At 59.4% G+C, this 22,462-nt stretch carries 15 protein-coding genes and 3 pseudogenes; 8 read left to right on the forward strand and 10 right to left on the reverse strand.

The window, feature by feature from the left end; translation table 11 throughout:
• Positions 1-592 precede the first annotated feature (592 nt).
• The 4 genes from AKN84_RS09965 (at position 593) to AKN84_RS09980 (ending at position 5,571) form a co-directional block, all read left to right on the forward strand.
• Entirely contained in the window at positions 593-1,489 is an 897-nt protein-coding gene (locus tag AKN84_RS09965; RefSeq protein ID WP_050420542.1) for a S1/P1 nuclease, read from the forward strand.
• A 274-nt stretch (positions 1,490-1,763) separates the two neighbouring features.
• Entirely contained in the window at positions 1,764-3,923 is a 2,160-nt protein-coding gene (locus AKN84_RS09970; protein ID WP_128970599.1) for a CHAT domain-containing protein, read from the forward strand.
• A 16-nt stretch (positions 3,924-3,939) separates the two neighbouring features.
• Positions 3,940-4,398 (forward strand): hypothetical protein, encoded by a 459-nt coding sequence (locus tag AKN84_RS09975; protein WP_050420544.1) that lies wholly within the window; start codon positions 3,940-3,942, stop codon positions 4,396-4,398.
• 147 nt (positions 4,399-4,545) lie between these two features.
• Positions 4,546-5,571: a hypothetical protein gene (locus tag AKN84_RS09980; RefSeq protein ID WP_128970600.1), complete on the forward strand. Its 1,026-nt coding sequence runs from the start codon at positions 4,546-4,548 to the stop codon at positions 5,569-5,571.
• Between the two features lie 462 nt (positions 5,572-6,033).
• On the opposite strand, the gene AKN84_RS09985 is transcribed toward AKN84_RS09980, so the two are convergent.
• A complete protein-coding gene (locus tag AKN84_RS09985) occupies positions 6,034-7,029 on the reverse strand; it encodes a type 1 periplasmic-binding domain-containing protein (RefSeq protein ID WP_050420546.1) in 996 nt (331 codons plus the stop codon).
• A gap of 1,220 nt (positions 7,030-8,249) precedes the next feature.
• Between AKN84_RS09985 and AKN84_RS09990 the strand changes: the two genes are divergently transcribed.
• Positions 8,250-8,537 carry a hypothetical protein gene (locus tag AKN84_RS09990; protein ID WP_193399641.1) on the forward strand — a complete coding sequence of 96 codons (288 nt, stop codon included), beginning with the start codon at positions 8,250-8,252 and terminating at the stop codon, positions 8,535-8,537.
• Between the two features lie 1,097 nt (positions 8,538-9,634).
• Here the strand turns inward: AKN84_RS09990 and AKN84_RS10000 are convergent.
• From AKN84_RS10000 to AKN84_RS10010, 4 genes and pseudogenes are all read right to left on the reverse strand, one after another.
• The gene (locus AKN84_RS10000; RefSeq protein ID WP_050420549.1) at positions 9,635-10,087 is read right to left on the reverse strand and encodes a universal stress protein; all 453 of its coding nucleotides are present in this window, start codon (positions 10,085-10,087) and stop codon (positions 9,635-9,637) included.
• Between the two features lie 29 nt (positions 10,088-10,116).
• On the reverse strand, positions 10,117-10,287 hold the full coding sequence (locus AKN84_RS48485; RefSeq protein WP_083633114.1) for a universal stress protein: 171 nt from the start codon (positions 10,285-10,287) through the stop codon (positions 10,117-10,119).
• A pseudogene (locus AKN84_RS50615) lies at positions 10,276-10,487 on the reverse strand (transposase); the annotation flags it as partial. The gene AKN84_RS48485 and the pseudogene AKN84_RS50615, both read right to left, overlap by 12 nt.
• Before the next feature lie 79 nt (positions 10,488-10,566).
• The gene (locus AKN84_RS10010; RefSeq protein ID WP_050420550.1) at positions 10,567-10,767 is read right to left on the reverse strand and encodes a hypothetical protein; all 201 of its coding nucleotides are present in this window, start codon (positions 10,765-10,767) and stop codon (positions 10,567-10,569) included.
• 616 nt (positions 10,768-11,383) lie between these two features.
• On the opposite strand from AKN84_RS10010, the gene AKN84_RS10015 reads away from it, so the two are divergent.
• Entirely contained in the window at positions 11,384-11,884 is a 501-nt protein-coding gene (locus tag AKN84_RS10015) for a DUF1269 domain-containing protein (RefSeq protein ID WP_050420644.1), read from the forward strand.
• Between the two features lie 744 nt (positions 11,885-12,628).
• Entirely contained in the window at positions 12,629-15,373 is a 2,745-nt protein-coding gene (locus AKN84_RS10020) for an HAD-IC family P-type ATPase (RefSeq protein ID WP_050420551.1), read from the forward strand.
• Between the two features lie 45 nt (positions 15,374-15,418).
• Here the strand turns inward: AKN84_RS10020 and AKN84_RS10025 are convergent, their stop codons facing one another.
• Complete coding sequence (locus tag AKN84_RS10025) at positions 15,419-17,065, reverse strand: Na/Pi cotransporter family protein (RefSeq protein WP_244485003.1); 1,647 nt, start codon at positions 17,063-17,065, stop codon at positions 15,419-15,421.
• 232 nt (positions 17,066-17,297) lie between these two features.
• Positions 17,298-18,200: a polyphosphate kinase 2 family protein gene (locus tag AKN84_RS10030; RefSeq protein WP_050420552.1), complete on the reverse strand. Its 903-nt coding sequence runs from the start codon at positions 18,198-18,200 to the stop codon at positions 17,298-17,300.
• A gap of 714 nt (positions 18,201-18,914) precedes the next feature.
• Here AKN84_RS10030 and AKN84_RS10035 point away from each other — a divergent pair.
• Positions 18,915-19,805, forward strand: a pseudogene (locus AKN84_RS10035) (ISL3 family transposase); the annotation flags it as partial.
• Positions 19,806-19,823: 18 nt separating this feature from the next.
• Here the strand turns inward: AKN84_RS10035 and tnpC are convergent.
• From tnpC to tnpA, 3 genes and pseudogenes are all read right to left on the reverse strand, one after another.
• Positions 19,824-21,414: pseudogene (gene tnpC, locus AKN84_RS10040) on the reverse strand (IS66 family transposase).
• A gap of 69 nt (positions 21,415-21,483) precedes the next feature.
• Positions 21,484-21,837 carry an IS66 family insertion sequence element accessory protein TnpB gene (gene tnpB / locus AKN84_RS10045; protein WP_050420553.1) on the reverse strand — a complete coding sequence of 118 codons (354 nt, stop codon included), beginning with the start codon at positions 21,835-21,837 and terminating at the stop codon, positions 21,484-21,486.
• Complete coding sequence (tnpA, locus tag AKN84_RS10050) at positions 21,834-22,256, reverse strand: IS66-like element accessory protein TnpA (protein WP_050420554.1); 423 nt, start codon at positions 22,254-22,256, stop codon at positions 21,834-21,836. Before tnpA ends, tnpB begins: the two co-directional genes overlap by 4 nt.
• Between the last annotated feature and the right edge of the window lie 206 nt (positions 22,257-22,462).

Here is a 22,462-nt window from a genome sequence, read left to right on the forward strand (position 1 = left end):
GCAGATTTCATCGAGCGGACCGATCCTCCGGTCTCCGCTGCACTTCCGCCGGTACTTTCCAGTTCAGCGAAGCATCGTAGCAGCCGTGCAGACGATGGCGACGTCACCTTGGACGCCGACGCGAACCCATCTCAGAGATTTGCCTCGAACCGGAAAAAATTGCAGGAAGCGGCGGCGGGGAGCCCGAGAAGTGGCACAAGCGTGAGCGTGGCGGCTATCGCTGCAAGCAACTTCTCCTCGCCTTCGAGGATGCGCCGCACCAGCGTACTATCCGTCCGGTTCGTACAAAGATTTGAGCGCGGGTAACGATACCATCTGCCGACTGAACCATGCGAACGGGAGCATGGTATGCACAGCGCATTCACCGTGAATTGCGCTCTCGCCTGAAGGAGCTGAAAATCGATCTGAACCGCTCTCCCGGATGTTGATTGACATTAACGCAATCTATGCGAGAGTTCCAGGACGACACCGTCTTCGTGACGAGGCCCTTCTGACCGCTTCAAACGCTGAAAGAGAGCCTAACAGCGCTATCTGATCTCCAATTGCGCATTTTGAACTTCAATATTTCGCTAATGATTTGATGGAGGGGATTATGATCCGGCTTGCGACGAACCTTGTCACCCTTGCCTGCGGCGCGGTTCTCAGCTGTTTTCACATAAGTGGTGCACTTGCCTGGGGCGACGAAGGTCATGAAGTGGTCGCGTTCGTAGCGCAGTCGTTCCTTGATGTAGATGTGCGCAAGCGCGTCAATGCACTGCTTGCCGCCGATACCGACTCGCTCACAGCGCACGACATTGCGTCGGCAGCCACCAGGGCGGACAAGTTCCGGGACACGAACGTCAACAATGCTCGCGAGCGGACGCGGCAGTGGCATTTCGTTGACATCGAGATCATGGCTCCGAACCTTGACGATGCCTGCTTCAATCATCCCCCTGTGCCCAATGGAAAGCCTGCCTCCGATGGGCCGGCATCCGATTGTGTTGTCGACAAGATCGATCAATTCGCGGCCGAACTCGTCAACCCCGCCACCGATATCGAGGAACAAGTCGCCGCCCTCAAATTCTTGCTTCACTTCGTTGGCGACGTGCACCAGCCATTGCACAGTTCGGACGATCACGATCGCGGCGGCAATGCCAAGAGGGTCTCGGCGGCCGGGCTCAGCGCAGGCAACCTCCATCATTTTTGGGACACCGAATTCGTAGACCAGCTGGGGCCTGATCCGCAAACGATTGCCTCCGATCTCATCGGGCACATCACGAAGGATCAACAGACGCAGTGGCAATCGGGGAGCCCCGCCGACTGGGCCAAGGAGACGTTCGCGCTGTCGAAGGACGATGCGTATGAGCAGCTTCCAGCTCCCAACGCGCGTGGAAGCTTTCGGTTGACGGACGACTACGTCACGACCGCAACAAATGACGTCGGAATCCAACTGAGCAAGGCGGGCGTGCGGCTGGCGATGATCCTGAACCAGGCACTGCACAAACAATAGGTTTTTGGCGACGGCGAGGTCTGCGAAATTCACAGCCGGAAGAGACAAAGAGGCCCCCCGCTCAGACGCATCGTTTCAGACCAAGGATGTAAGCTCGCTTGTCAGGAAGTTATTGGCTGCCTGGAAGCGCAGGCGGTCGAGGAGAGAAATGCTATGACCCAACGCGACGTCCATGCTGTTGCGCTCGTGATGCGGGACGGGCGCGACTTCGGCTTCGTATCATGGCCATGGCAATCGAAGCGATGCGGGTCGCTGACGCGAGCAGGAGACGGCCGTGGCTAAGAGTGTGTTTGGCCGCTTTGGTGTTGGCATCCTGGGCGACGCGACGCTCACGCTAGGCGCGGTCGAAACCCTGATGACATGCTTGCCGGAAATTTCGACGAGCAGTCGGCAAAAGCTTCTCGATGGCATTATCGCTGCCGCCGCCGAACACGGGCCATTCGACTTAGAGTACGGCCAGCCTAGTAACCGACACCAGCTGACGCTCGATGCCGAACAAGTCATTTCGGTGTGCCGGGGCATTATCGATCACGCTGATGCGACGGTACGTCGAACCTTTGCCAATCGTCTTGCCCGTGCCGACTGGGTCGAGGCTATGCCGTTTCTAGGGTATCTAGCCGGCGACACCGACACGGGGGTTCGCCGGAGAGCCTACGCCGGCGTGAAGCGACACGATCCGCCGCTCTTCCAGGCACTAAAGACGATCGAGGAGTTGCCCACCGCCGCCGGGCGATTTGCGCCATCCCCGACTTCTTTCGAGGTGCTGTCTCTGTCGCCTGACATCGAATTGGATACGTTGCCGGAGGAATCACCGACTAGCCAGAAGGAAGTGTCGGAGACAACGCGGCCGTTCACCGCCATCAAACGGCGTACCAGTCTCGGCTACGCTCCCGACCGCAAGACTCCCAGCCGCGGGGAGATCACACTGCTGCTGCGGGTGGAGGGTGCCGAGGACGACGCCGCACGCAGTCTGGACATCCGCGTGCCCGCTGGAAAGGAACACGCAACGCTCCTTTTGCATGTGAGCTCACAGTCCGCTTCCCTGAGTGTTGAGCCCGAGGTCCAGACGATCCACGTTCCGCGCAATGGCGACAGCGATGAAGCCCGCGTGCGGGTCATGGCGCTGCACCCGATCGACGGCGAAGGCGAAGTGGCCATCACGATCTTCGACGAGTTTCGCCTTGTCGGCAGCATCGCCGTCATGTTCCGAGCGGAGGTCGGTGATAGCACACTCATTCTCGAGAAGAGCCGCGATATGTTGTTCCGCGAAGCTGGGGACAGCGGAGCCGCGCCGTATATCGGTCCAACGATCCAGCTGTCGCTTACCAATGAAGCTCCTGCGCGCATCCAATTTCACATGCCGGCGCTGAACGAGTCGGGCCAACTAGAGATGGTGCCCCTCGGCAACTCTCGCGACGACTACGACGCTTTCGCGGTGCTCAATGCCCTCGCCGCGGCGAGCACGCGGATCGAAAGCATCGAGAAGAATCTCGGCAACCCGCGTAAGGTCGGGGTCGAGAGCGGCGATCAGGTGCTGGAGCTGCTGGCTATGGATTTCCATGGCATTGCGCGCGAGATCGTAGACAATCTGATCTCGCTGCAGACGCGGACCGTGCTGGCCCGCCTCGACGCGAATGCGGTGGTACAATGGGTGCTCAAGAACCCGAAGCTTGATGCCGTTCCTTGGGAGCTGGCGTTTCAGACCGCCGTCCAGTCCACTCTCAAGGAGCCGATATTGCTGGTCCGGGTTCCGGTGCGTGACGACACCGGCGCAGCTGGCTCTCCGAGGACGGCCGCCAACGTGGTCGCATCACCGCAGACCAAACGGAGGCTTGTGTATGTGGTCGGCGATGGCGTGGCCTCCGACGCAACCACGCTGAACGGGGTGCTCGAGGTCGTCAACGTCGCCAGGAACAAGGGCCTTGACGTTGTCCCCAACGTTACCGGCAGCGCCCGCGAGCCGATGAACCTGCTGAAGCTCAAGAACAGCGTTCCCCAGGCCGACATCATTCATTTTCTCTGTCACGGCATCGTCGAGTCCTCAGGCAATCTGTATCTCAGGATCGAGAACACCCTCGGCGGCCAATTGTTGCCGCACCACATCCGCACTTTCGCGCTTCCGAAACAGCCATTGGTGTTCGTCAATGCCTGTTCGTCGGCGGCGGCGACATTTGGCGCGGTCGGATTCACCAGTTTCGCTCGCAGTTTTTTGGCCGCTGGTGCGTCAGCCTACATCGGAACGTTGGCCCCGGTCGTCACCGCGACGGCGCTGCGCTTCGCGACCGCGTTCTTCGACGGCCTGCTGGGCAAGGGCCTTAGCATCGCCGGAGCGATGAACGCGGCACACGCGGATATGGCTGGCGATCCCGATCCGACGTGGCGTCTCTATGCGGTTTACGGCGACCTCGGAGTCGCTCGCGTGTCTGCGTCATGAAGATCGGGAGGGTCAGATGAATATGAAGGACTGGGTAATCGTCGTGCTGACGGCGGTGTTCGTAGCCCTGTATGTGCTTGCGCTCGCTGACGTACTGCAGCCCCTGGGCAATGACAAGTTGGTGGTCCAGATCTCGCCAATCATCTCCGTGATCATCGGCTATTATTTCGGCCGGATACCGGGCGAGAAGAACGAGCAGACACTCCGGCAACAGGTTGATGACACTCGGACTGAGCGGCAGCAGGCGGTGGACCAGATGAACCAGGCGCAGAACGCGCGGAACGATGCTGTCCAGCAGCGTGAGAGGTTGGCGACGAAGATTGCCGATGCAAAGGCTGCGCTGAGCGCCGCTGCACCGGCGGCTCCGCCCGAGCAACTCGCCGCAACCCTCAGCGGCGGTGGCGCCGCGGCGCCTGACCCACAGGCGGTGCAAAAGGCGGCCACGGCCGCCCTCAAGGTGCTCGAAACCCCGTAAGCCGCCGCCTCTACTCGACTAAGTGGACGTCGCGATCTTGCTTGGCCGGCAATTCAGCGCGTCTCAAATTGCACGATCGACGTCTTGCGCCAGCGCTTCATGCAGACGGGTGGTACGACAAACTCAACCTGCGAGGAGGATTTTACGATGCCGTTCGGAGACAACCAAGCGCCCCGATCTGAACGCTCCTACCTCAACCTTTTTGAGCCACCGCCACAGTTGGTTGAGCCCGCCGTCCGGGCCTGCCGAATATGCAACACACTGCTGGACCTCATCTTCTACAACGTACCGGCATTGGCTATTCAGCTTGCCGAAAGAGACGCGCCGATGCGAGCCCGTGAGGAGAAACCTCCTTCCCGCATCATCCAGTTCGATGCGCTCAGCGATCCGGAAGGCTCACTTCTCTTGATCGACGCTAATACCGCGCCCTACGTGCACAGATATACAGATGTGGAGCAGTTCCTGGCTTCGCCTCACGCGGAGGCGCGCGCTGTCGAGATCGCCACGATTACGGGAGTTGGAAGCTCGGCGCTCGGCAGCGCCGCGATGGCATGGGACATCTCTCGCGCGCTCGGAAAGCCCGTGCTTGCGATTGTTCCAGGATACGGCATGGCGGACGTCATGCTACAGGCCCTTGGAGGCTGGTTCGGCTTCGGCCTCTACGACTATGTGCATGCAAAGAGCCTGATCCAGAACACCCTCGCCAATGCCACGCCCCGGACGGCGAGCATCGGCCGCCAACTGTCTGCGTCCGCACCGGACGCGAAGACGCTTCATGGCGCACCCGTTTTTCGCCACGGGTCTGGCTCCTCGGACGTGCTGCACGCCCTCCTCCTTCATCGCGAGACTCCATTCAAGCTGCTGGTTGGACACAGCAAGGGCGCCCTGCAGATTGGAAATGCGATCCGTTCCCTTCCGCCGGAGCGAACGGAAAACCTCCACGTCGTGACGCTTGGCTGTCCGATCTCGAGTGATGTCAAGGGCGTGCGCTACTATCAATACCTTGGGCTGTTCGACGCCTTGGGACAGCTCAATATGTGGGGACACCTGCCAGACCAATGGCCGCCGACCTGGCACAGCACGAACCCCGTGTTCCCACCGGCAATGGCGGCGGGAACATACACGGTGGATGCGTTCCTGCCTGCTCCAGACCATCATCCAGCGCTCACTTAACTGTCCGACATGCACCGGAAACGAAAGTCTAGCTGATAGAGAGCTACGCTCTCAACGCTATTCGGGGTAGTGATATGGCCAAATTGATTTCGAATACCAGACCTAGTCATGAATACATACCAAAGCCACTCTCTTGATGGCTTCGCCGCAGAGCTTGCATGGTTTTGTTTCGTCGGCAGTTGAAGCCGGTACGGTTTCAGGCATTGCCTATCCTTCGCCCCCTCCAGCGATTGCCGCTCCGTGCCACACTACACACCTAGCATCGAACCCGTTCGAGTGTGCAGGTCGCACGTGTGGTATCAAGACCAACTTTGCCTCTTCGCAAATTGACGTCCGCGGCGAGGCAGTTTTTTCTATGCCCAAAGATCGATTTGAGCGGCGACTGGAGCAAACTCGATCGCGGCGACTTGGTACTGATTAAGCAGGCCGCTGCTACTCGGCGCGCGCCATTAAGCCGTTCGTCTAGTGGGCTTGAAGGGTATTTAAAATGACCTTTGCCGCATTTGGATCGGTCACGAGCTTGAGCGGAAGAAATACCGCGAACCTATCCCCCCCGTTAGAGCTTATCTTCGAAATGCCAGCAACGTCCTTCGGCGATGCCTTCGCTAACAGATTTGCTGCCACTTCAACGACCTTTGGAACGATGGGTTGGGGGTCGATAGCAAACGCTTGCTTGTTCTCAGCGACTTCCGCGAGGGAATCCACCGTTGGTATCGGCGCAACCCAACGCACGCCCTTGTCGGCCAAGCCTTGATCATGAACGAGTGTCAAAAATCTCGGCTCTAGAACTGCGACACCATCGATCTTTTGTGACGTGATAAGATCAGTGATATCTGACTTTGGGCAATCGCCAGTCTTGGGACAGGGGCACGCTTTCGCCGAATTGCCCTTAGGACAATCTCCGGTCTTCGGGCAACCTCCGCAATCAGCGGCAGCTTTCATATTTGAAAGTGCGCTTAAAGCTTGCCATTGCCCAGCGGATATCAGCTCTTTGACGAACGAGATGTTGCTTCCATCGAGAAGAAGGAGTTGCTTCGAGCCCTGCGCTCCTAGAAAACCAATCTGAGCCTTCCCAACTTCCACTGGATTATAGCCCACGTATACCGCCTGCGGTATCTCAAGCGGTACATTGAACACGACCACCGGCAGGTTGATTGGGATGTTCAAAAAAACGCCCGGCCACAAGAAAAAAGAAGCTCGTATTATCAGAATATCGACTCGATCCGCTTCGACGAGCGCTCTCGTTTCAGTCAGCGCTTCGGCCGGACTATGGGCTTCTCGAGTTATCGAGACCAAGCCTGCCTTCTTAAGCTCGACAACTAAGCTTTGCGACTGTGCCGCCGCGGCAGTGTCCCCCGGTGGAAACGCTGCTAAGACCCCGATCTTCTTGGCTTCCGCCGCCACAGCAGTTCCGGAAAGGATGAGCACGAGCAACAGGCTTAGAGCGCGAGACAACATTTTACCGTCTCCTCTCGTTCACTGATATCGACATGTTAGACTGGACAGCCGCGTAAGCTCACCCAGCTCAGTACCCCATTTCTTCCGATCATCGTCCCTAATAAAGACGCTGCACGCTCTACTCTGACTCTCTGGTTCACCACCTCCTCGCCACTTGGCGCTAAAGGTCACAGTAACTTCCTCTTTTTTTGTAACGACGTGATCCAGAAAATCAGTCCACCTCATAAAATTCTGGGCGGGATTGCAGGGCGATTTGCAAGGCTCGTCTCTAGGGAAGAAGCGGGTCTCATGAGCAATGGACGATGCCCCAGGTAGTTGGATTGCCGCCGCTTGACTAGAAGACGCGCTTAAGCTGGTGAGGTTCGCGAATTCCTGCCAGTGAAGCGTGACTGGCTGCTGTGGACCAAACGCCAGCGCAGCACGTTCTTCCAGAAGAACAGCACCGTATTCCGGTCGTCCAGAATTTAAATAAGTCATGGACGAGCCCGCGACGAAGACATTTGAACCGGCCTTACACTTAGGCTTTTCGTCCGCCCCCTCGACCGCCGTGCAATGGAAGGAGACCAACTCCGGGGGATAGAATGATACCCTGGGACCTTGGACCCATCCCCAAACGTTGTAGACCGCTGTAGATAGCGAAATAAGCAGAGCGGTCAGCGAAATGTAATCGCTCGGCTTGAGAGAAAGGCCCGACGGCTTTGCGGCCTCAGTTGACGGGCTCGTTCCGGGAGCTTCTGAAGGCTTCGTCTCATGATCGGCCGAAGGCTCAGGTGAGGCCGAAGGCTCAGGTGATGCAGATACGTTCGTTGACGGAAGAACAGGTTGTCCGCCCATGTTCGTCCTCTAGGCTGAGACTCAGAAACGTCGCTTTGGCTCGCCAGGTCGTCCGATGACGGAGAATAAAATCTTCGGTATGGTTGCGGTGACTGTATTACACTTCTTTTACTAGAGATTGTGCAGTTGGGGAAGAGCTAAATGAATCTCAGAATGATGGCTGGTATGGACGCAGCCTGGAAGACCAGCCCCGCCATACACAGATCAGGTCTCGCTCCTGGTTATTCTTAGGATTCAATCTGCTCCGCTTTTGCCGTTGTCAAAATGTTTCGATATTCTGGCTTGCATTAGAAATGAGGAATGCATGAGCCACAATTCATTTGTCGCCCAGCAACGTGACGCGCAATCCAACTTCTTTACTCGTACCGTACCAACTGAAGCCATGCTTGGAGACACTGGATATCGGCTCAAAGCGGCCTCACCCGCCGGAAGCAGCCGAGCAATTTCTCGCCAACTACATTGCGGCAAAGTACGCTCCTGAACGTAAGATGAAGGACGTGGATCGCATTCTTCTGGCCGATGTTTTGTTCATCTACCACACCGACCGCCGCGATCAATTTGAGGACAAGCTCCAGCAACGTCGTTTCGATGCTTCTATCGACCGCCTCAACGAATACTTCGGCAACCACAAGCTTTCCGTGCTCGCGTCGAGACTGTTTACCTGTTGGTCGTAAGCCTTGCTTTCTTCGGCAGCGCGCACTTCAAAGCTATCGATAAAGGACCGGTCTCTGGCATTGCCATCTGCCCCCAACTTGGAGGCCCGATGCAAGGATTTCATTCAAAAAACGGATCATGCGCTTCAAGCTCTCTTTGGCATCGCCTCCTTGTTTTATGGCAATAAGTTCAAAGGGTGGTTCGAGGGATTAGCGGAAGAGGTATCGCGGAGGCACAAAGGAGACGCAGAGTATGTTGGCTTCATGACCGATGCTGCCGACTTCTGCAAATCAATGCGTTTAACGCGAAATTGCGTCGAGCACAGGAAACCAAGCGAATGGGTTGAGGTGCTGGACTATTCATTGACTCCGACGAACGTCATCTAGGCAAGCATCGCGGTGAAATCCTTTCTTGTATGATGAAAGTTGTTCGGCTCGCATTCCAGCGAGCGGAGAAAAAGCAGACCGCCCCGAAGGAACGGTCTGCCGAAAATAGGAGCGAGCGCCGCGCCAAGGCCGTAGCGCAGTCGCTCGCTGGGGGTCGCGGAAGTGGAGAAAACTCGCGACCCTGTGCATGCGGACGCGCGGCGCGGTAAGCGCGCGGGCATGCCAGATAGTCTGTGTCGAGAAAGAGCCGGGTTCGCGTCACCGGCTAGAGAATCAAAAAGGCCGCTGGGGTTTTCGAGCCCACTTACGACCTATACTCAATTTGTACCTGATTTCGGTACAAAAGTCACCCGTTATATTAGAAGCAATCCCCCAGCCTGTACGACGAGCGGCGTTTGCCGCTCGACAAACTGGCGTATTTGCGTCCGGGCTAGCCAATCGATAACCAATACTACGGCGCAACCAAACGAGAACGAACCCCGTCAATCGTCGCCAATTTCATCATTACTTTCAGCATCGCTCTGCACCCCCTCCCCGCTCATAACGGTCTGGTTGCAGGTTCGAGTCCTGCCGGGCCCACCAGCAAATTAATCGTCGCCGAATGGTCGCTTTGCGACTGAGAACTGCGGATGGGTCGGGTCGCAGTTGACCCAAGGCGGGACGTCGGGATTGCTGGCGAAGTCCAGGCTAGGAGCTGGTCTTACCACTTGCCTCCTGCACTATCATGTCTGCTACCGCACTACCAACACCGGCACGCTTCCGTCCGCTAGGACCTCCGATGTTTGACTCCCCAACAAAAGCTTCCTGAGGCCGCGACGCCCGTGAGAGGCCATGACGATTAAGTCGCAGCCTCTGGACTTTGCCGTTTCGATAATCGCAGTGGCTGGGTGCGCGTTCGGAACATGCAAGAGTTCTGCAGAAATCCCGATCTGCTCCGCCATAGCTCGAGCTTCATCGAGCAGTCTGCCAGCACGTTCCTTGCAGGCTGCGTCAAAGCGATCAACCTCTTCCTGCGTGGGAAGCCACCCCGAAGCGTGTCCGCTCCCATAGTCGATCGGTAGCGGTTCCGTTACGGTGATGACTGTCACTTTGGCGTTCAGGGCCTTTGCTAAAGCAATCCCATGCTTAACGCCTTTTCTCGCAACGCCCGATCCATCCGAGCTCAAGAGAATATTGGCGTACATTCGGGGCCTCCCTTGCTAGTAGACCACATTCACTGACAAACCAGTACGGGGATTTTCGCGAGCGTCAGCACCTTGTTTGTCACGCTGCCGATTAGAAACTTGGAAAGTCCGCTGCGCCCGAGCGATGACATGACAACGAGATCGCAGCCTTTGTCCTCGGCTGCTGCGATGATGGCTTGGTGGCCCGTGCGCCACCCCATACTCCGCTTGCTGCGCCCCATCTGTCGGAATGAAAACAGCGGCGGCAGGTCGCGTTAGTGGGCTCCGGTGCGGACAATCCAAAGCACGCCTTCCACGAATAGACGATTGTCGCGTCCCGTCGAACCCCGTTGGTCGGGACGGCCGATGATCAGGCCCGATATCCGGATCCACGGCTCATCGCTCAAAACGGTCGATCCATGACGCCCAAGACTGCCTCCCAAAAAAGCCGTCTTGAATCATGCTTTCACTGATTTGAGAATCCCAACCGTCCACGCGACCTAGAGCTGATTACTTTGGTTGCGCGCGACAATCTTGAGCACAAGAAGGAAAACGCCGCCAAGCAAAGAAAGAGCTCCGAGCGAGGCAACCGTCCAAAAGTCCTCGTGCAGGCCGATCACGATCAACACGATGCCGAGTAGAAGAAGAAGGACGGCCGCAGATTTCTTGACTAAGAGATTTTCCCCTACATAGCTTGCCATGTTGAATCCTCTCGTTTGATCTCAAACCATTTCAACCTTACCGAGATGGCGCACCAGTCTAGCCAAGACCGTTTTCATAAATCTTGGGATCGAACACCCATTTGGCTTCGCCCGTGGCCTCGTCGATCGCCGCAACCCGCGGCAGCGAGGTGTAGAGCACCCCAGCGGCGTCGTCGACTCATTGACGGAAAACTGGAGCCGTCTGCCGGATTGGCTTCATGTATGGCCCGATCGGGAGACCTCCAACGCCACGCGATGTAAGTCCTTGGCATGGTGCCGTCGATCTGGGTGAGCAGCGAATAGCGCGCCGCGGCATCGGGTACCACCATAAGCCGGCCATGAGTCTTTCGCCAGCGCCGCCCCGCCTTGGCCCCGTGGCGCCATTCTGCGGCGAGGCAAGTTTGCGGAGCTCCTTTCATTCGAAGGTTAGTTATTCGAATGCACATACGACAGCTACGCTTACTCAATTGCATCCGGACCTCAGCACATCTCGTAATTGTGAAAGCACCGGGCTGATTGGCCGATAAGAGAGTCTAACGTCTGTGTTAAATTTTGCGGATGCGTGGATCTCGCGCTTGATCAGGGGCAGCATGCCGGCTCGTTACAGGAGAATTCAATGTCAGATCTTGTTGCGATCGTGTACCCATCCGAAGCTAAGGCAGAGGAAGTTCGGCAGAAAATACTCAATCTGCAGAGGGAATATCTTATCACGATCAATGATGCCGTGATCGCAGTCAAAACAGGGGACTCTGTAAAACTCAATCAACTTGTGAACACTACGATGACGGGCGCCGCAAGCGGAAGCTTTTGGGGACTGCTGTTTGGGTTGGTGTTCTTGAATCCCCTTATTGGCCTGGCTCTTGGTGCCGGAGCAGGCGCATTGAGCGGCGCGCTGACCGATTTCGGTATCAGAGATCAGTTCATGAAGGATCTCGCATCTAACGTGAAATCGGGAGATGCCGTTCTGTTCCTGCTGATCCAGAGTATGACTGCAGACAAGGTTCTCAGTCAGATCAAGGATGCGGGAGGTACCGTTCTGAAGACCTCGCTCGATGAACAGAAAGAGCAGCATCTGCGCGACACGCTCGCAAGCGCAGCTCAGCCAAAGGCTGCCTGAGGGTTAGAGCTAAACCATCAGAGCTAAACCATCGTGAGAACCGCCGCAGGCTGCGCTGTCGCGGCAGCCGCCTGATTGTTCTCGCAACTGATTCACGCTCGGGGTTTCCAGACCGCGTTGGTGTGGGTCCTTAAGCGGGATCGCGTGCAAGAAGGTCGGCTGCAGCACTCGGGTCTGCGGCCATCTGCCGGTTCTCTCCTGGGCGGTGAATACCGAGGAGGAAATCATGCGAAAATCGATTCTATGGGCGCTCGCTCTTGCGGCTGCTGCGGCGGTAGTGACTACGACTGGCGGTCGCTCGCAGGCCGGTTTTATCGGAGGACCGCTGGGCCTGCATGACGCGGGCGACGAGCATCGGCTTACGGAAGCTGTCCAATTCCGGTGGAGAGGCCACCGTTACTGTTGGTACAATCGCGGATGGCGCGGCCCCGGCTGGTATCGATGCGGCTTCAATTGGCGGCGCGGCTCCGGCTGGGGCGGTCCCGCCGGATGGCACGGATGGCGGCATTCAGGCCGCCCGATGGCTCGTCCGCCGGCGCCGGGCCGGCCGGGAATCCAGCGTCCGCGACCGCTTCCTGAGAGGGTGCCAGGTCAGCCGGGAGCCCGGCCACTCCCCGGCAGGACATGACGTGATGGACACGCCCTCTAGGGCGCCGATGCCATGCATGATTGGATATCACGATTGCTTCGAGCCCTTTCGTCAGGACAGGCGAGCAACAGGGGCTGATTTCGTGGAGCAAAAGCATGGGTGCAGCAGCGAACACGGCCAACGAAGAGTGGCCTTGGCACGCGATACCTCAACATGAGGTTGTGAAGCGACTTGCTACCAGTTGCGAGAAGGGCCTCGATCCGGATGAGGCCTCGATCCGGCTTCAGAAATACGGGCCAAACCGTTTGCCGGAAGGCAGGAAACGGGGCCCGCTTACGAGGTTTCTCACGCAGTTCAACAACATCCTCGTCTACGTACTGCTTGCCGCAGGGTTCACCAAGTTAATGCTGAACCTGTGGGTTGACGCGGCAATCATCTTTGGCGTGGTCGTTCTTAACGCGCTGCTCGGGTTCATTCAGGAAGGCAAGGCCGAGAGGGCACTGGATTCCATCCGCAACATGCTGTCCGCCGAAGCTCGGACGATGCGCGGCGGGGAGACCCGCATGATTCCAGCCGAGCAACTTGTTCCGGGGGACGTTGTGCTCCTGGAATCGGGCGACAAGATTCCTGCAGATCTGCGGCTCATCGAGGCGAAGAACTTGCGCACCGAAGAGGCGGCCCTCACTGGCGAGTCCGTGCCCGCGGAAAAGAGCGTCGATGTGGCGCCTGCGAACGCGACGGTCGGCGATCGCGAAAACATGGTATTTTCCGGCACCATGGTCGTGTCCGGTCGCGCGACCGGGTTGGTCGTCACGACCGGCAGTGAGACAGAACTCGGCCGTATCAACCAGTTGCTCGCCGACGTCAGCCCGCTCGAAACCCCGCTGCTACGACAGATCAAGAAATTTGCCTACGCCATCACCGCGGCCATCGGGGTGATCAGCGTCCTGATCTTCGCCTACGGCAGATGGGTAAAGGCCATGGACTTTGTGGAGCTCTTCCAGGCCGTCGTGGGCATCGCCGTATCGCTCATCCCGGAAGGACTGCCTGCGCTTATCACGATCACTTTGGCCATCGGCGTACAACGCATGGCCAAGCGTAACGCTATTATCCGGCGGTTACCCGCGGTCGAAACGCTCGGCTCGGTGTCGCGGATTTGTTCGGACAAGACGGGTACGTTGACGCTCATGGAGATGATGGTGGTGTCCGCCGTCACGGCCGAGTCGGCGTATCAGGTCACCGGCGACGGCTATTCGCCCGAGGGCGAAATCAAAAAGGACGGACAGCCCGCGGGCAAGGACGCCGTGCTTACGCTCATGGGGCGGGTGTCCCTGCTCTGTAACGATGCGGAGCTATTCCAGAAGGAAGGCATCTGGAAGGTGGAGGGCGATCCAACTGAAGGCGCGCTCTATCCGTTCGCGGCCAAGCTCGGTATGGATCGGCAAGTCGAACAGGCTGCATCTCCGCGTATCGACGCCATTCCTTTCGAATCCGAGCACAAGTTCATGGCGACACTCCACGGAGCTGCGAGCGGCGAGCAAGTCCTGCTCGTCAAAGGCGCCCCGGAAGTCATCCTTGAGCACTGCGACCGTCAGCGGACCGCCGACGGCCAGCCGGAGCCACTCGACCGCGAGCACTTCCTGAAACAATCAGACAGGCTTGCGGCCCAAGGCGAACGTGTTCTGGCGCTCGCGTGGCTCGAGAACCCGAATGTGAAAGCTGGCGGCTTCACCGCGGCCGACCTGCCGAGGACCCTCGTCTTGCTCGGCCTGATTGGCCTGCTGGATCCGCCCCGCAAAGAGGCTATCGAAGCCGTGAAGGAATGCCACGGCGGCGGCATCCGGGTCACCATGATCACCGGAGATCACAAGGTCACGGCCGCGGCCATCGCCAAGATGCTTGGGCTTGGCGATGGGACGACGGCGATCACGGGCGCCGAGATCGAGGATATGGACACCGCCACGCTGCAGGAACGTGTCCGCGCCGTCGACGTCTTCGCGCGGGCAAGCCCCGAACACAAGCTGCGCCTGGTGAGAGCGATCCAGGCGAATAATCAAATCGTGGCCATGACAGGCGATGGGGTGAACGACGCACCGTCCCTCAAGAAGGCTGACATCGGCGTTGCGATGGGTATCAAGGGCACCGAGGTCACGAAGGAAGCCGCCGCGATGATCCTGGCCGACGACAACTTCGCCTCGATCTCGGCGGCGGTGAAGGAAGGGCGCACGGTCTACAACAATGTCGAGAAGGCCATGCTATTCCTGTTGCCGACCAACGTCGCGCAGGCGCTGGTCATTGCTGTCGCAATCCTTGTCGGGTTCACCATGCCGATCACGGCCCCGCAAGTGCTGTGGGTCAACATGGTGACCTCGGTTGCGCTGGGCCTGGTCATCTCCTTCGAACCGCACGAGATCGATGTGATGCGCCGGCCGCCACGCGCGGTGGACCGCCCGATCGTGACTGGCTTCGGGATTTGGCGGATCATCTTTGTCGGCTTGGCGCTCCTTGCCTACACCTTGCTGGCGTTCTTCTGGATGAAGGCGCAAGGCGCATCGGACGGGCTTGCCCGGACGGTGGCCGTCAATGCCATCACGATCGGCCAGGTCTTCTATCTGCTGAATAGCCGTTACCTGATCGACTCGTCGCTGTCCTTCAAGGCGCATTTCGGCAATGCTTACCTGCCGCTTGGCATCATTGCCGTCGTGATCCTACAACTCATCTTCACGTACGTACCGCCGGTCAAGGCGATGTTCGGCAATGAAGCCGTCCCGCTTTGGGTGTGGCCATGGCTTCTTGCGGGCGGCCTGCTGTTCTTCCTGGTCGTGGAGGCAGAGAAGTTTATCATTCGCTCGTCACGCTCGCTGCGGAAGGTCGTAGTCGTAGCGGAATCCGGCATGTGAACGGCGCGTATTCGCAAGATTGCGCGTGCTTCGAGCTCTTGCGCGCTATGCACCGCGACCGACAAGATGCGCCGCGGAGCGCCAGGCGTGGTACGCAAGTGCCTCAAGGCGCCGGACAGCATCGACGCGAGCGATTGCGTCGTCCGTGGTCAACGCTCCGCTCGCCACCGAGCCAAGCGTCGCACTGCGATGGTCCTTCCGCAGTTCGCCGAGTGCTTTCGCGCAGCGTTCCAGTTGGGCGAGGGTTTGCTCGGTCGACGCTCCGGTTGCCAGGCGTTCTTTCTCCGACTCGATCGGCTCCTTCGACCCGCTTCCGGACGCGATTGGGAAAGTGTGACCAGTAGAGGCCGGCAGGGCGGCGACTTCAGCGGCGAGCGTGGCTGCGCCAACCATTGCCTCCGCGCACATTTCCGCGACACGAATATCTTCAGGCCCGCCGGTCGGGGTATCGAATTCGCTCCCCTCGCCTACGGTTTCGGTCAGGCGAGACGCGTGGTCGAGCGCGTGCAGTGTGCTGGTGAGCCGTCCCTGCTCGTCCTCCGATTCGGGCGGGCCACTTGCCTCCGACATGAATCGTTGAGCCTGGCGCAGCGCCGCGGCGGCCTCGGCCGCTGGCACGACGTCCTTCTTGGGACGGAGGGATGCACCCGGATTCGCCGTCGCCATGGCCGTCGCGAGTGATCCGCACATCGTTCCAAGTGCGCGTGCAACCGTCCGCCGTACGGCTTCCTCGGCCGCAATCGGGGTCGCCAGCGCCGCCGGATCCAGGCACCGCGTCAGCGGCGAGCCGCGTTCGGGCAGAATACGCTCGACGAATCGCGTGAACCTGTTGATCACCGGCAGCAGCACGAAGACGCCAACGACGTTGTAGGCCGTATGATAACCTGCGAGTAGCGTCACGCCATCTATCGTGTTCGAAGCGCGGACCAGCAAAGGAATCGTAACAGGGAAGAGTGCCAACGCGATAAAGGCCGCGATCAGCTTGAACAAGATGTACGCGAGGGCCAATCGTTTGGCGGTGCTGCTCGCACCGATTGCTGCCATCGCGGAACTGGTCGCCGTGCCGATATTCTGCCCAATGATCAGCGCGCAAGCCTGGTCCAGTCCGACGGCGCCCGCATAGTATGCGGACAGCGTGACCGCGATAGCTGCCGTCGATGATTGCATCACAGCAGTCATCACCAGTCCGACAGTGACCAGCGCCAGCAGGCCGTAAAAGCCCGACCACCATGTGGTGCCGAGAACAGCCGGCAAATCGGCCGGGTGCAACTGTTCGGCCAGCCCCCCCATGCCCTGCTGCAGAGTTGTCAGTCCAAAAAGCAAAAGCGCAAACCCGGCAAGCGCTGCCCCCGCTGCGGAAACACGTCCACGGCCCAGCAATTTGATCAGCGCACCGACGAAGATCATCGGCAACGCAGCGGCCGTGAGCGAGACGCGCACCCCGATGAGAGCAACCAGCCAGCCGGTTCCTGTTGTGCCGACATTGGCGCCGAATACGAGGGCCAACCCTTGCGGAAATGTCAGCACACCCGCACTCACGAGACCGATGGTGGTCATCGTGGTTGCGCTTGAGGATTGCACGATCAGCGTGACGACGGCGCCCCAGAAAGCACCAGACAGCGAGGTCGCCGCGGCCCTGCTCAGTACCGTCCGCAATCCCGATCCGGCGAGTCCCTTGAGGCCGGCGGTCATGACGCTCATGCCAAGCAGGAACAGGCCCACACCACCAAGGACCGAATCGTCGTCGACATGCGGTCCCTCCAGGGGACATCGACAATTGGGCCGTCTAATATAGCGCAGCCGCAACGTATGGCCAGCCAAAGCTAGATCGTCGCGGATCGGCGGATGCAGTCGATTTCTTCGGTCGCGGCTGCCCTGGCGTAGCGCCGATGGCGCTGGCTATCGAGCGTTCGAGCCACGGAAGCTAAGCTTCACGCGCAAGCTCCGCGCGAGCGGCCGCCAGCTCCTTCTTCTGCTCCGGGCTCACCTTCGGATATGCAAGGTCGAGCTTCTCCACTGCCTCCACGACTGCCGCGGCGACTACAAGGCGGGTGAACCACTTGTTGTCGGCCGGCACCACATACCACGGCGCGTGCTCCGATGCAGTGGCCGCGATCGCTGCCTCGAACGAGCTCATATAGTCGCGCCAGTACCTGCGCTCGTGCACGTCCGATGCAGAGAACTTCCAGTTCTTCTCCGGGTTGTCGAGGCGCTTCATGAAGCGCTTCTTCTGCTCTTCGCGCGACACATGCAGGAAGAACTTGAGGATGACTATCCCCTGCCGGCTAAGGTAATTCTCGAAGTGTGCGATGTACGCCAGCCGTTCGTCCCATATCTGTTTGCCCATGAACGGCAGCGGCAGCCTCTGCCGCTTCAAGATGTCCTCGTGAACGCGCACGACGAGGACTTCCTCGTAATAGGAGCGATTGAAGATTCCGATCCGCCCACGCTCTGGCAGACGCGTGACGTAGCGCCACATGAAGTCATGTGCGAGATCCTCTCGCGAGGGCTGCTTGAACGAAAAGACCTGGCAGCCCTGCGGATTTACTCCCGATATGACGTGTTTGATCGTGCTGTCCTTGCCAGCCGCGTCCATGGCCTGGAACACGAGCAGCAGCGACCAACAGTCTTGGGCAAAAAGCATGTCCTGTTCTTCTGCGAGCCACTGAGTGCCACGTTGAAGAAGGTCGGCAGCTTCGCCCTTTTCCATCTTCAGACCGCGCGTGTCGCCAGGGTCGAAGTCCTTCAGCTGAAAGCCCTTGCCGCTCGTAATTCGGAACGGGTGGATGTACTTCTGGATCTGGTCGAGAATCTCTTTCCTCGGCATGGAGTGAACTCCCTTTTTAAGACAGAGACAATCTCAGGCAGTCTGCTCAACGGCCCGGCCTTAGCCTGCTACCAACAGCCTTGATGGGCCGTGTCTTATCGTATCATGGCGACAGGGCTCCGTGCGCCGCAGCTTGATGGCCGCGGCCCAAGTCACTCCCGGCGACCGCAGTGCAACGTGTAGACCTCGGCTTCGCAATGCTCGCGCATCGGATCAGAATGGAACAAGAGGATGCTCATCTCTTCGCTCTTGTTTGCCAAGGCACTGCGGCACGCGGCGCCGTTGCTCGCGTCCGATCTTGGCCTGACAACGGAAGCGATCCCTGCCGCTTCTCGAAGCTAGGTTTGCTGGACTAGCGAATGCAACGCCTTAACCGCGGCCTCTCGGCTCTCCGCCGGGACAAACAGACTGACCGAATGCGACGACAGCACGTACTTGTCGGGGACAATCCCGTGATGTTCGAGAGCCTGCAATGCCCTGAACGGCAATTCCGACGAAACTCAACCGAAGCAGGTGAGACTCACCGAGCTTGACGCCTCGCGCTGCTTGCGCAGATCCTTGCTTCGCTCCAGCGTGCGCAGTAGGGCGTCGAGCCACTCCGAATCACAGGCCACGGTCATGCTGGTTGTCATTCGGCCTGCAATATTGGCTCTGACTCACTTTTGATGCAGTTTGAGAGATGTCTGGCGCTTTGATTGGGGGAGAATCAGCGCCATGCAGCAAGCTCTCCACCGCTCCAGTCTGGTGCCGCGTGGGTTTGTTGTAGAGAGTGCGTACTACGAAGGTGATAAGGCCGTTATTGCGGTCCGGGCGTCCGGAACCGTTGGTCTGTGTCCATCGTGCGGTACAGTTTCTCGACGTGTTCATAGCCGGTATCGGCGACGCGTGACCGATCTGCCGCTCGCAGGGCGGGTCGTAGAGCTCTTGGTGATCGCCCGCCGCTTCCGCTGCGACGCAGTCTTGTGCGGGCGCCAAATCTTCACTGAGCGTTTCGCCGAGGAGGTTCTGGCGCCGTCGGCGCGAAGGACGGCGAGGTTGGACTCTATCGTCCATCATCTCGGTCTGGCGCTTGGTGGCCGACCTGCAGCCGGCTTCGCAAAACGGCTAATGCTGCCGGTGAGCAAAGACACGCTCCTGCGCGTAGTGCGACGCCGCAGCCGTCCCCCAGCTGACCCGCTCAGGGTCATCGGCATTGACGATTGGGCCTGGCGGCGCAATCACCGGTACGCCAGCATCATCTGCAACCTGGAGAGGCGCCGGATCGTCGCGCTGCTGCCGGACCGGGAACCCGCGACCGCCCAAGCCTGGCTCGCTGCGCATCCCACGATCGCGATCGTCGCCCGTGACCGTGGTGGAGGATATGGCGAAGCGGCAGCAAAGGCCCTGCCGCACGCTGTTCAGGTCGCAGATCGTTGGCATCTAATGGAGAACGCCAGTCGGGCTTTCCTCGATGCCGTCCGCAAATCGATGCGCCAGATACGCACCGTCATCGGTGCGACCACGATCGATCCCAAGCTGCTCACAGCCGCCGAGCGCCTCCAGTATGAGGGCTATTTGCGCCGCGAGGAGACCAATGCAGCCATCCTGGCTCTGTCGAAGCACGGTAAGCGCTCGGCCGGGGCCCTATTGAGGCTGGCTTGACGCCTTGCGGAAGCGCCACGGCATGAGGTCGCCGATTCTGCTATGGGGATGGCCGTCGATGATCGCCTCAAGTGTTTCGGCGATGTAGGCTACCGGGTTGACGTAATTGAGCTTGCAGGTGGCGATGATCGACGCGAGCAAGGCCCAGTTTTCTGCCCCGATTTCATGTCCTGCGAAGAGAGCGTTTTTCCTGGTCAGGCAGATTGGCCGGATCGCGTTCTCGACCGGGTTGGTGTCGAGCTCGAGACGTCCGTCTTCGAGGAAGCGGGTCAGCCCCTGCCAATGATTCAGTGCATAGCGGATGTCCTCGGCGAGTGTCGAACCGCTGGAGATCATCGACAGCTGTTTCTCGAACCACGACTTTAGCGCGGCTACCATGGGCAGCGAGTGCTCCTTGCGCGCGGCCAGCCGGATGTCCGGCGAAGAGCCGCGCACCATGACTTCGATGGCGTAAAGCTGCGCGATGTGCCGAACGGCGGCTTCGGCGATCGGCGACTTGCTGTTGCGTACCAATTTGACGAAGCGCCGGCGCAAATGGCTCCAGCAATGCACGAGCGTCCATGGCCCTTGCGGTCGAACGACTTCGTTCAACCGGTCATACCCGTCATAGGCGTCGCATTGCAGGTAGTGTCCGCCAAAGCCGTTCAGGAACTGCTCAGCAAAGGCACCGCTGCGACCGGGGGCATATCGGAACAGCACGATCGGCGGACTTGGGCCACTGTGGCCGCGGTCGTCTGAGGCGATCGCCCAGAAGTAGCCTTTTCTTCGTTTGGCCGCGCCCCGGATCGAGTACTGGCGCCTTGGTCTCGTCCATGAACAGCCGATCCGCCATGGCCAAGTGGTGGCGCATGTGGTCCGCGATGGGCTGAAGATGGAAGCAGGCGCGGCCCGACCAGTTGCCCAGTGTCGCCCGATCAAGCCGGATGCCCTGGCGCGCATAGATCTCGGCCTGACGGTAAAAAGGCGTATGGTCGCCAAATTTGGAGACGATCACGTGCGCGATGGCCGCTTCGGTCGGCAGCCCGCCGGGCACGACGTGCTCCGGTGCATGCGCCTGCACGACGGGGCCCGAGCAGCGGCGACAGATGTATTTCGGGCGGCGCGTGACCAGTACGCGCCATTGCGCCGGGATCACGTCAAGGCGCTGGCTGACGTCCTCGCCGATCTTCGTCATGGCGCCGCAACCACACGGGCAGAGCGTGCTCGCAGGCTCGATGATCCGCTCCACCCGCGGCAAATGGGCAGGCAAACAGCCGCGATTGCGATGAGAACTTTGATCCGTCGCGTTTCGCGATCGGCCCTGGATGACCTTCTCAGCTCTCTCCTGCGCGGCATCCAGGATGCCTTGTGCGATCTCCACGTCTTCGAGCGGCAAATGATACTGATCCGGTCGCAGCTTCTCGGATTTCGCGCCGAACCTGTCGCGTCGTAATTCGCCGAGAATGACCTCCAGCCGGCGTCGGGCTTCTTCCGACGCCGCCAGTGCCCCCTGATGCTCGCTCAAGGCCGCCTGCGTTTGCGCCAATAGCGCCTTAAGGTGTTCGTTTTCGTCGCGCAGCGCCGCGATGCTCATGCGCCATTTCGAGCACATCGCCGCCGCGTGTACCACGTTCAAAATAGCTGCCGAGTCATTCTGCCGCAGTTATCCCGCCGTCTGCGGGCGCCGTGCTTCTTCCGGGCGGACCAATCTCCAATCCAGCCCTTCGAACAAGGCCGCAAACATCGCCGGCGATATTCGCATCACGCCGTCCGCGATCGTTGGCCAAACAAACTTGCAGCCTTCGAGGCGCTTGTGCACCAACACCAGGCCCGTTCGATCCCAGACCAAAATCTTGATCCGGTCCGCTCGCTTCGAGCGGAACACGAAGGCTGCGCCGCTGAACGGGTCGAGATGAAGCATCTCCTGCACCTTCGTCGCAAGCCCATCGTGTCCACAGCGGAAGTCGATCGGCCGCGTGGCAACGTAAATCTTCAGATCAGCACCGGCCGCGATCATCGTGACGCTCGCACCGCACGGATCACCCGGGATAGCTGGTCAGCATCTATGGCCGTATCCGTCCGCAGCACGACATCACCGATCGAGATCTCAAGCTTGATCGCCGGAGCCTGACGCTCCTCCAACGCATGGTCCACGACCAGCGGCGCAAATGTCGGCGGGGACGCCTCGCACGGCGGCAACATACCTCGCTGTCGAAACCGCCGTCGCCAATCGTAGATCTGCCAGCGCGTCGCTCCGTGCTTGCGCGCCACCTCGGACACCTGAGCACCGGGTAACAGACTCTCGGCAGCGATCCGAGCTCTCTCAGCTTCCGAACGCACACGACGTCCTGACGGCCCTTCAAGGATCTCCAGCCGGCTCACCGACCCCGCCGATGAGCCGTCTAAATGGACGTCCTTTTTGCTGTCCAATCCCATCCCAAACCTCCGTCCAACCCGGAGGCTTCTTCGCACGGCTATCCAGATCCCGAAGCAAGGGTTCTGGCTTAGCGCTTACAATCATTTGGAATTTTCCAAATACTGGGGATCCTCCGCGCAAGCACTACGCAGAGTGGAAGGACGAGAATTTTGACCGTCTGCTAAGCGTCTACGTCCGTTTCGGCCGCGCGGCCAATGCGATAGAT

Origin of the sequence: Bradyrhizobium tropiciagri, assembly GCF_001189845.1 — a bacterium.
GTDB classification, from domain to species: Bacteria; Pseudomonadota; Alphaproteobacteria; order Rhizobiales; family Xanthobacteraceae; genus Bradyrhizobium; species Bradyrhizobium tropiciagri.

What these genes read in the sequence shown, in the direction of transcription:
- AKN84_RS09965 (WP_050420542.1), top strand. Translation starts at nt 593, where the DNA reads ATGATCCGGCTTGCGACGAACCTTGTCACCCTTGCCTGCGGCGCGGTT.
- AKN84_RS09975 (WP_050420544.1), top strand. Translation starts at nt 3,940, where the DNA reads ATGAATATGAAGGACTGGGTAATCGTCGTGCTGACGGCGGTGTTCGTA.
- AKN84_RS09980 (WP_128970600.1), top strand. Translation starts at nt 4,546, where the DNA reads ATGCCGTTCGGAGACAACCAAGCGCCCCGATCTGAACGCTCCTACCTC.
- AKN84_RS09985 (WP_050420546.1), bottom strand. Translation starts at nt 7,029, where the DNA reads ATGTTGTCTCGCGCTCTAAGCCTGTTGCTCGTGCTCATCCTTTCCGGA.
- AKN84_RS10000 (WP_050420549.1), bottom strand. Translation starts at nt 10,087, where the DNA reads ATGTACGCCAATATTCTCTTGAGCTCGGATGGATCGGGCGTTGCGAGA.
- AKN84_RS48485 (WP_083633114.1), bottom strand. Translation starts at nt 10,287, where the DNA reads ATGGGGTGGCGCACGGGCCACCAAGCCATCATCGCAGCAGCCGAGGAC.
- AKN84_RS10010 (WP_050420550.1), bottom strand. Translation starts at nt 10,767, where the DNA reads ATGGCAAGCTATGTAGGGGAAAATCTCTTAGTCAAGAAATCTGCGGCC.
- AKN84_RS10015 (WP_050420644.1), top strand. Translation starts at nt 11,384, where the DNA reads ATGTCAGATCTTGTTGCGATCGTGTACCCATCCGAAGCTAAGGCAGAG.
- AKN84_RS10020 (WP_050420551.1), top strand. Translation starts at nt 12,629, where the DNA reads ATGGGTGCAGCAGCGAACACGGCCAACGAAGAGTGGCCTTGGCACGCG.
- AKN84_RS10025 (WP_244485003.1), bottom strand. Translation starts at nt 17,065, where the DNA reads ATGACCGCCGGCCTCAAGGGACTCGCCGGATCGGGATTGCGGACGGTA.
- AKN84_RS10030 (WP_050420552.1), bottom strand. Translation starts at nt 18,200, where the DNA reads ATGCCGAGGAAAGAGATTCTCGACCAGATCCAGAAGTACATCCACCCG.
- tnpB (WP_050420553.1), bottom strand. Translation starts at nt 21,837, where the DNA reads ATGATCGCGGCCGGTGCTGATCTGAAGATTTACGTTGCCACGCGGCCG.
- tnpA (WP_050420554.1), bottom strand. Translation starts at nt 22,256, where the DNA reads ATGGGATTGGACAGCAAAAAGGACGTCCATTTAGACGGCTCATCGGCG.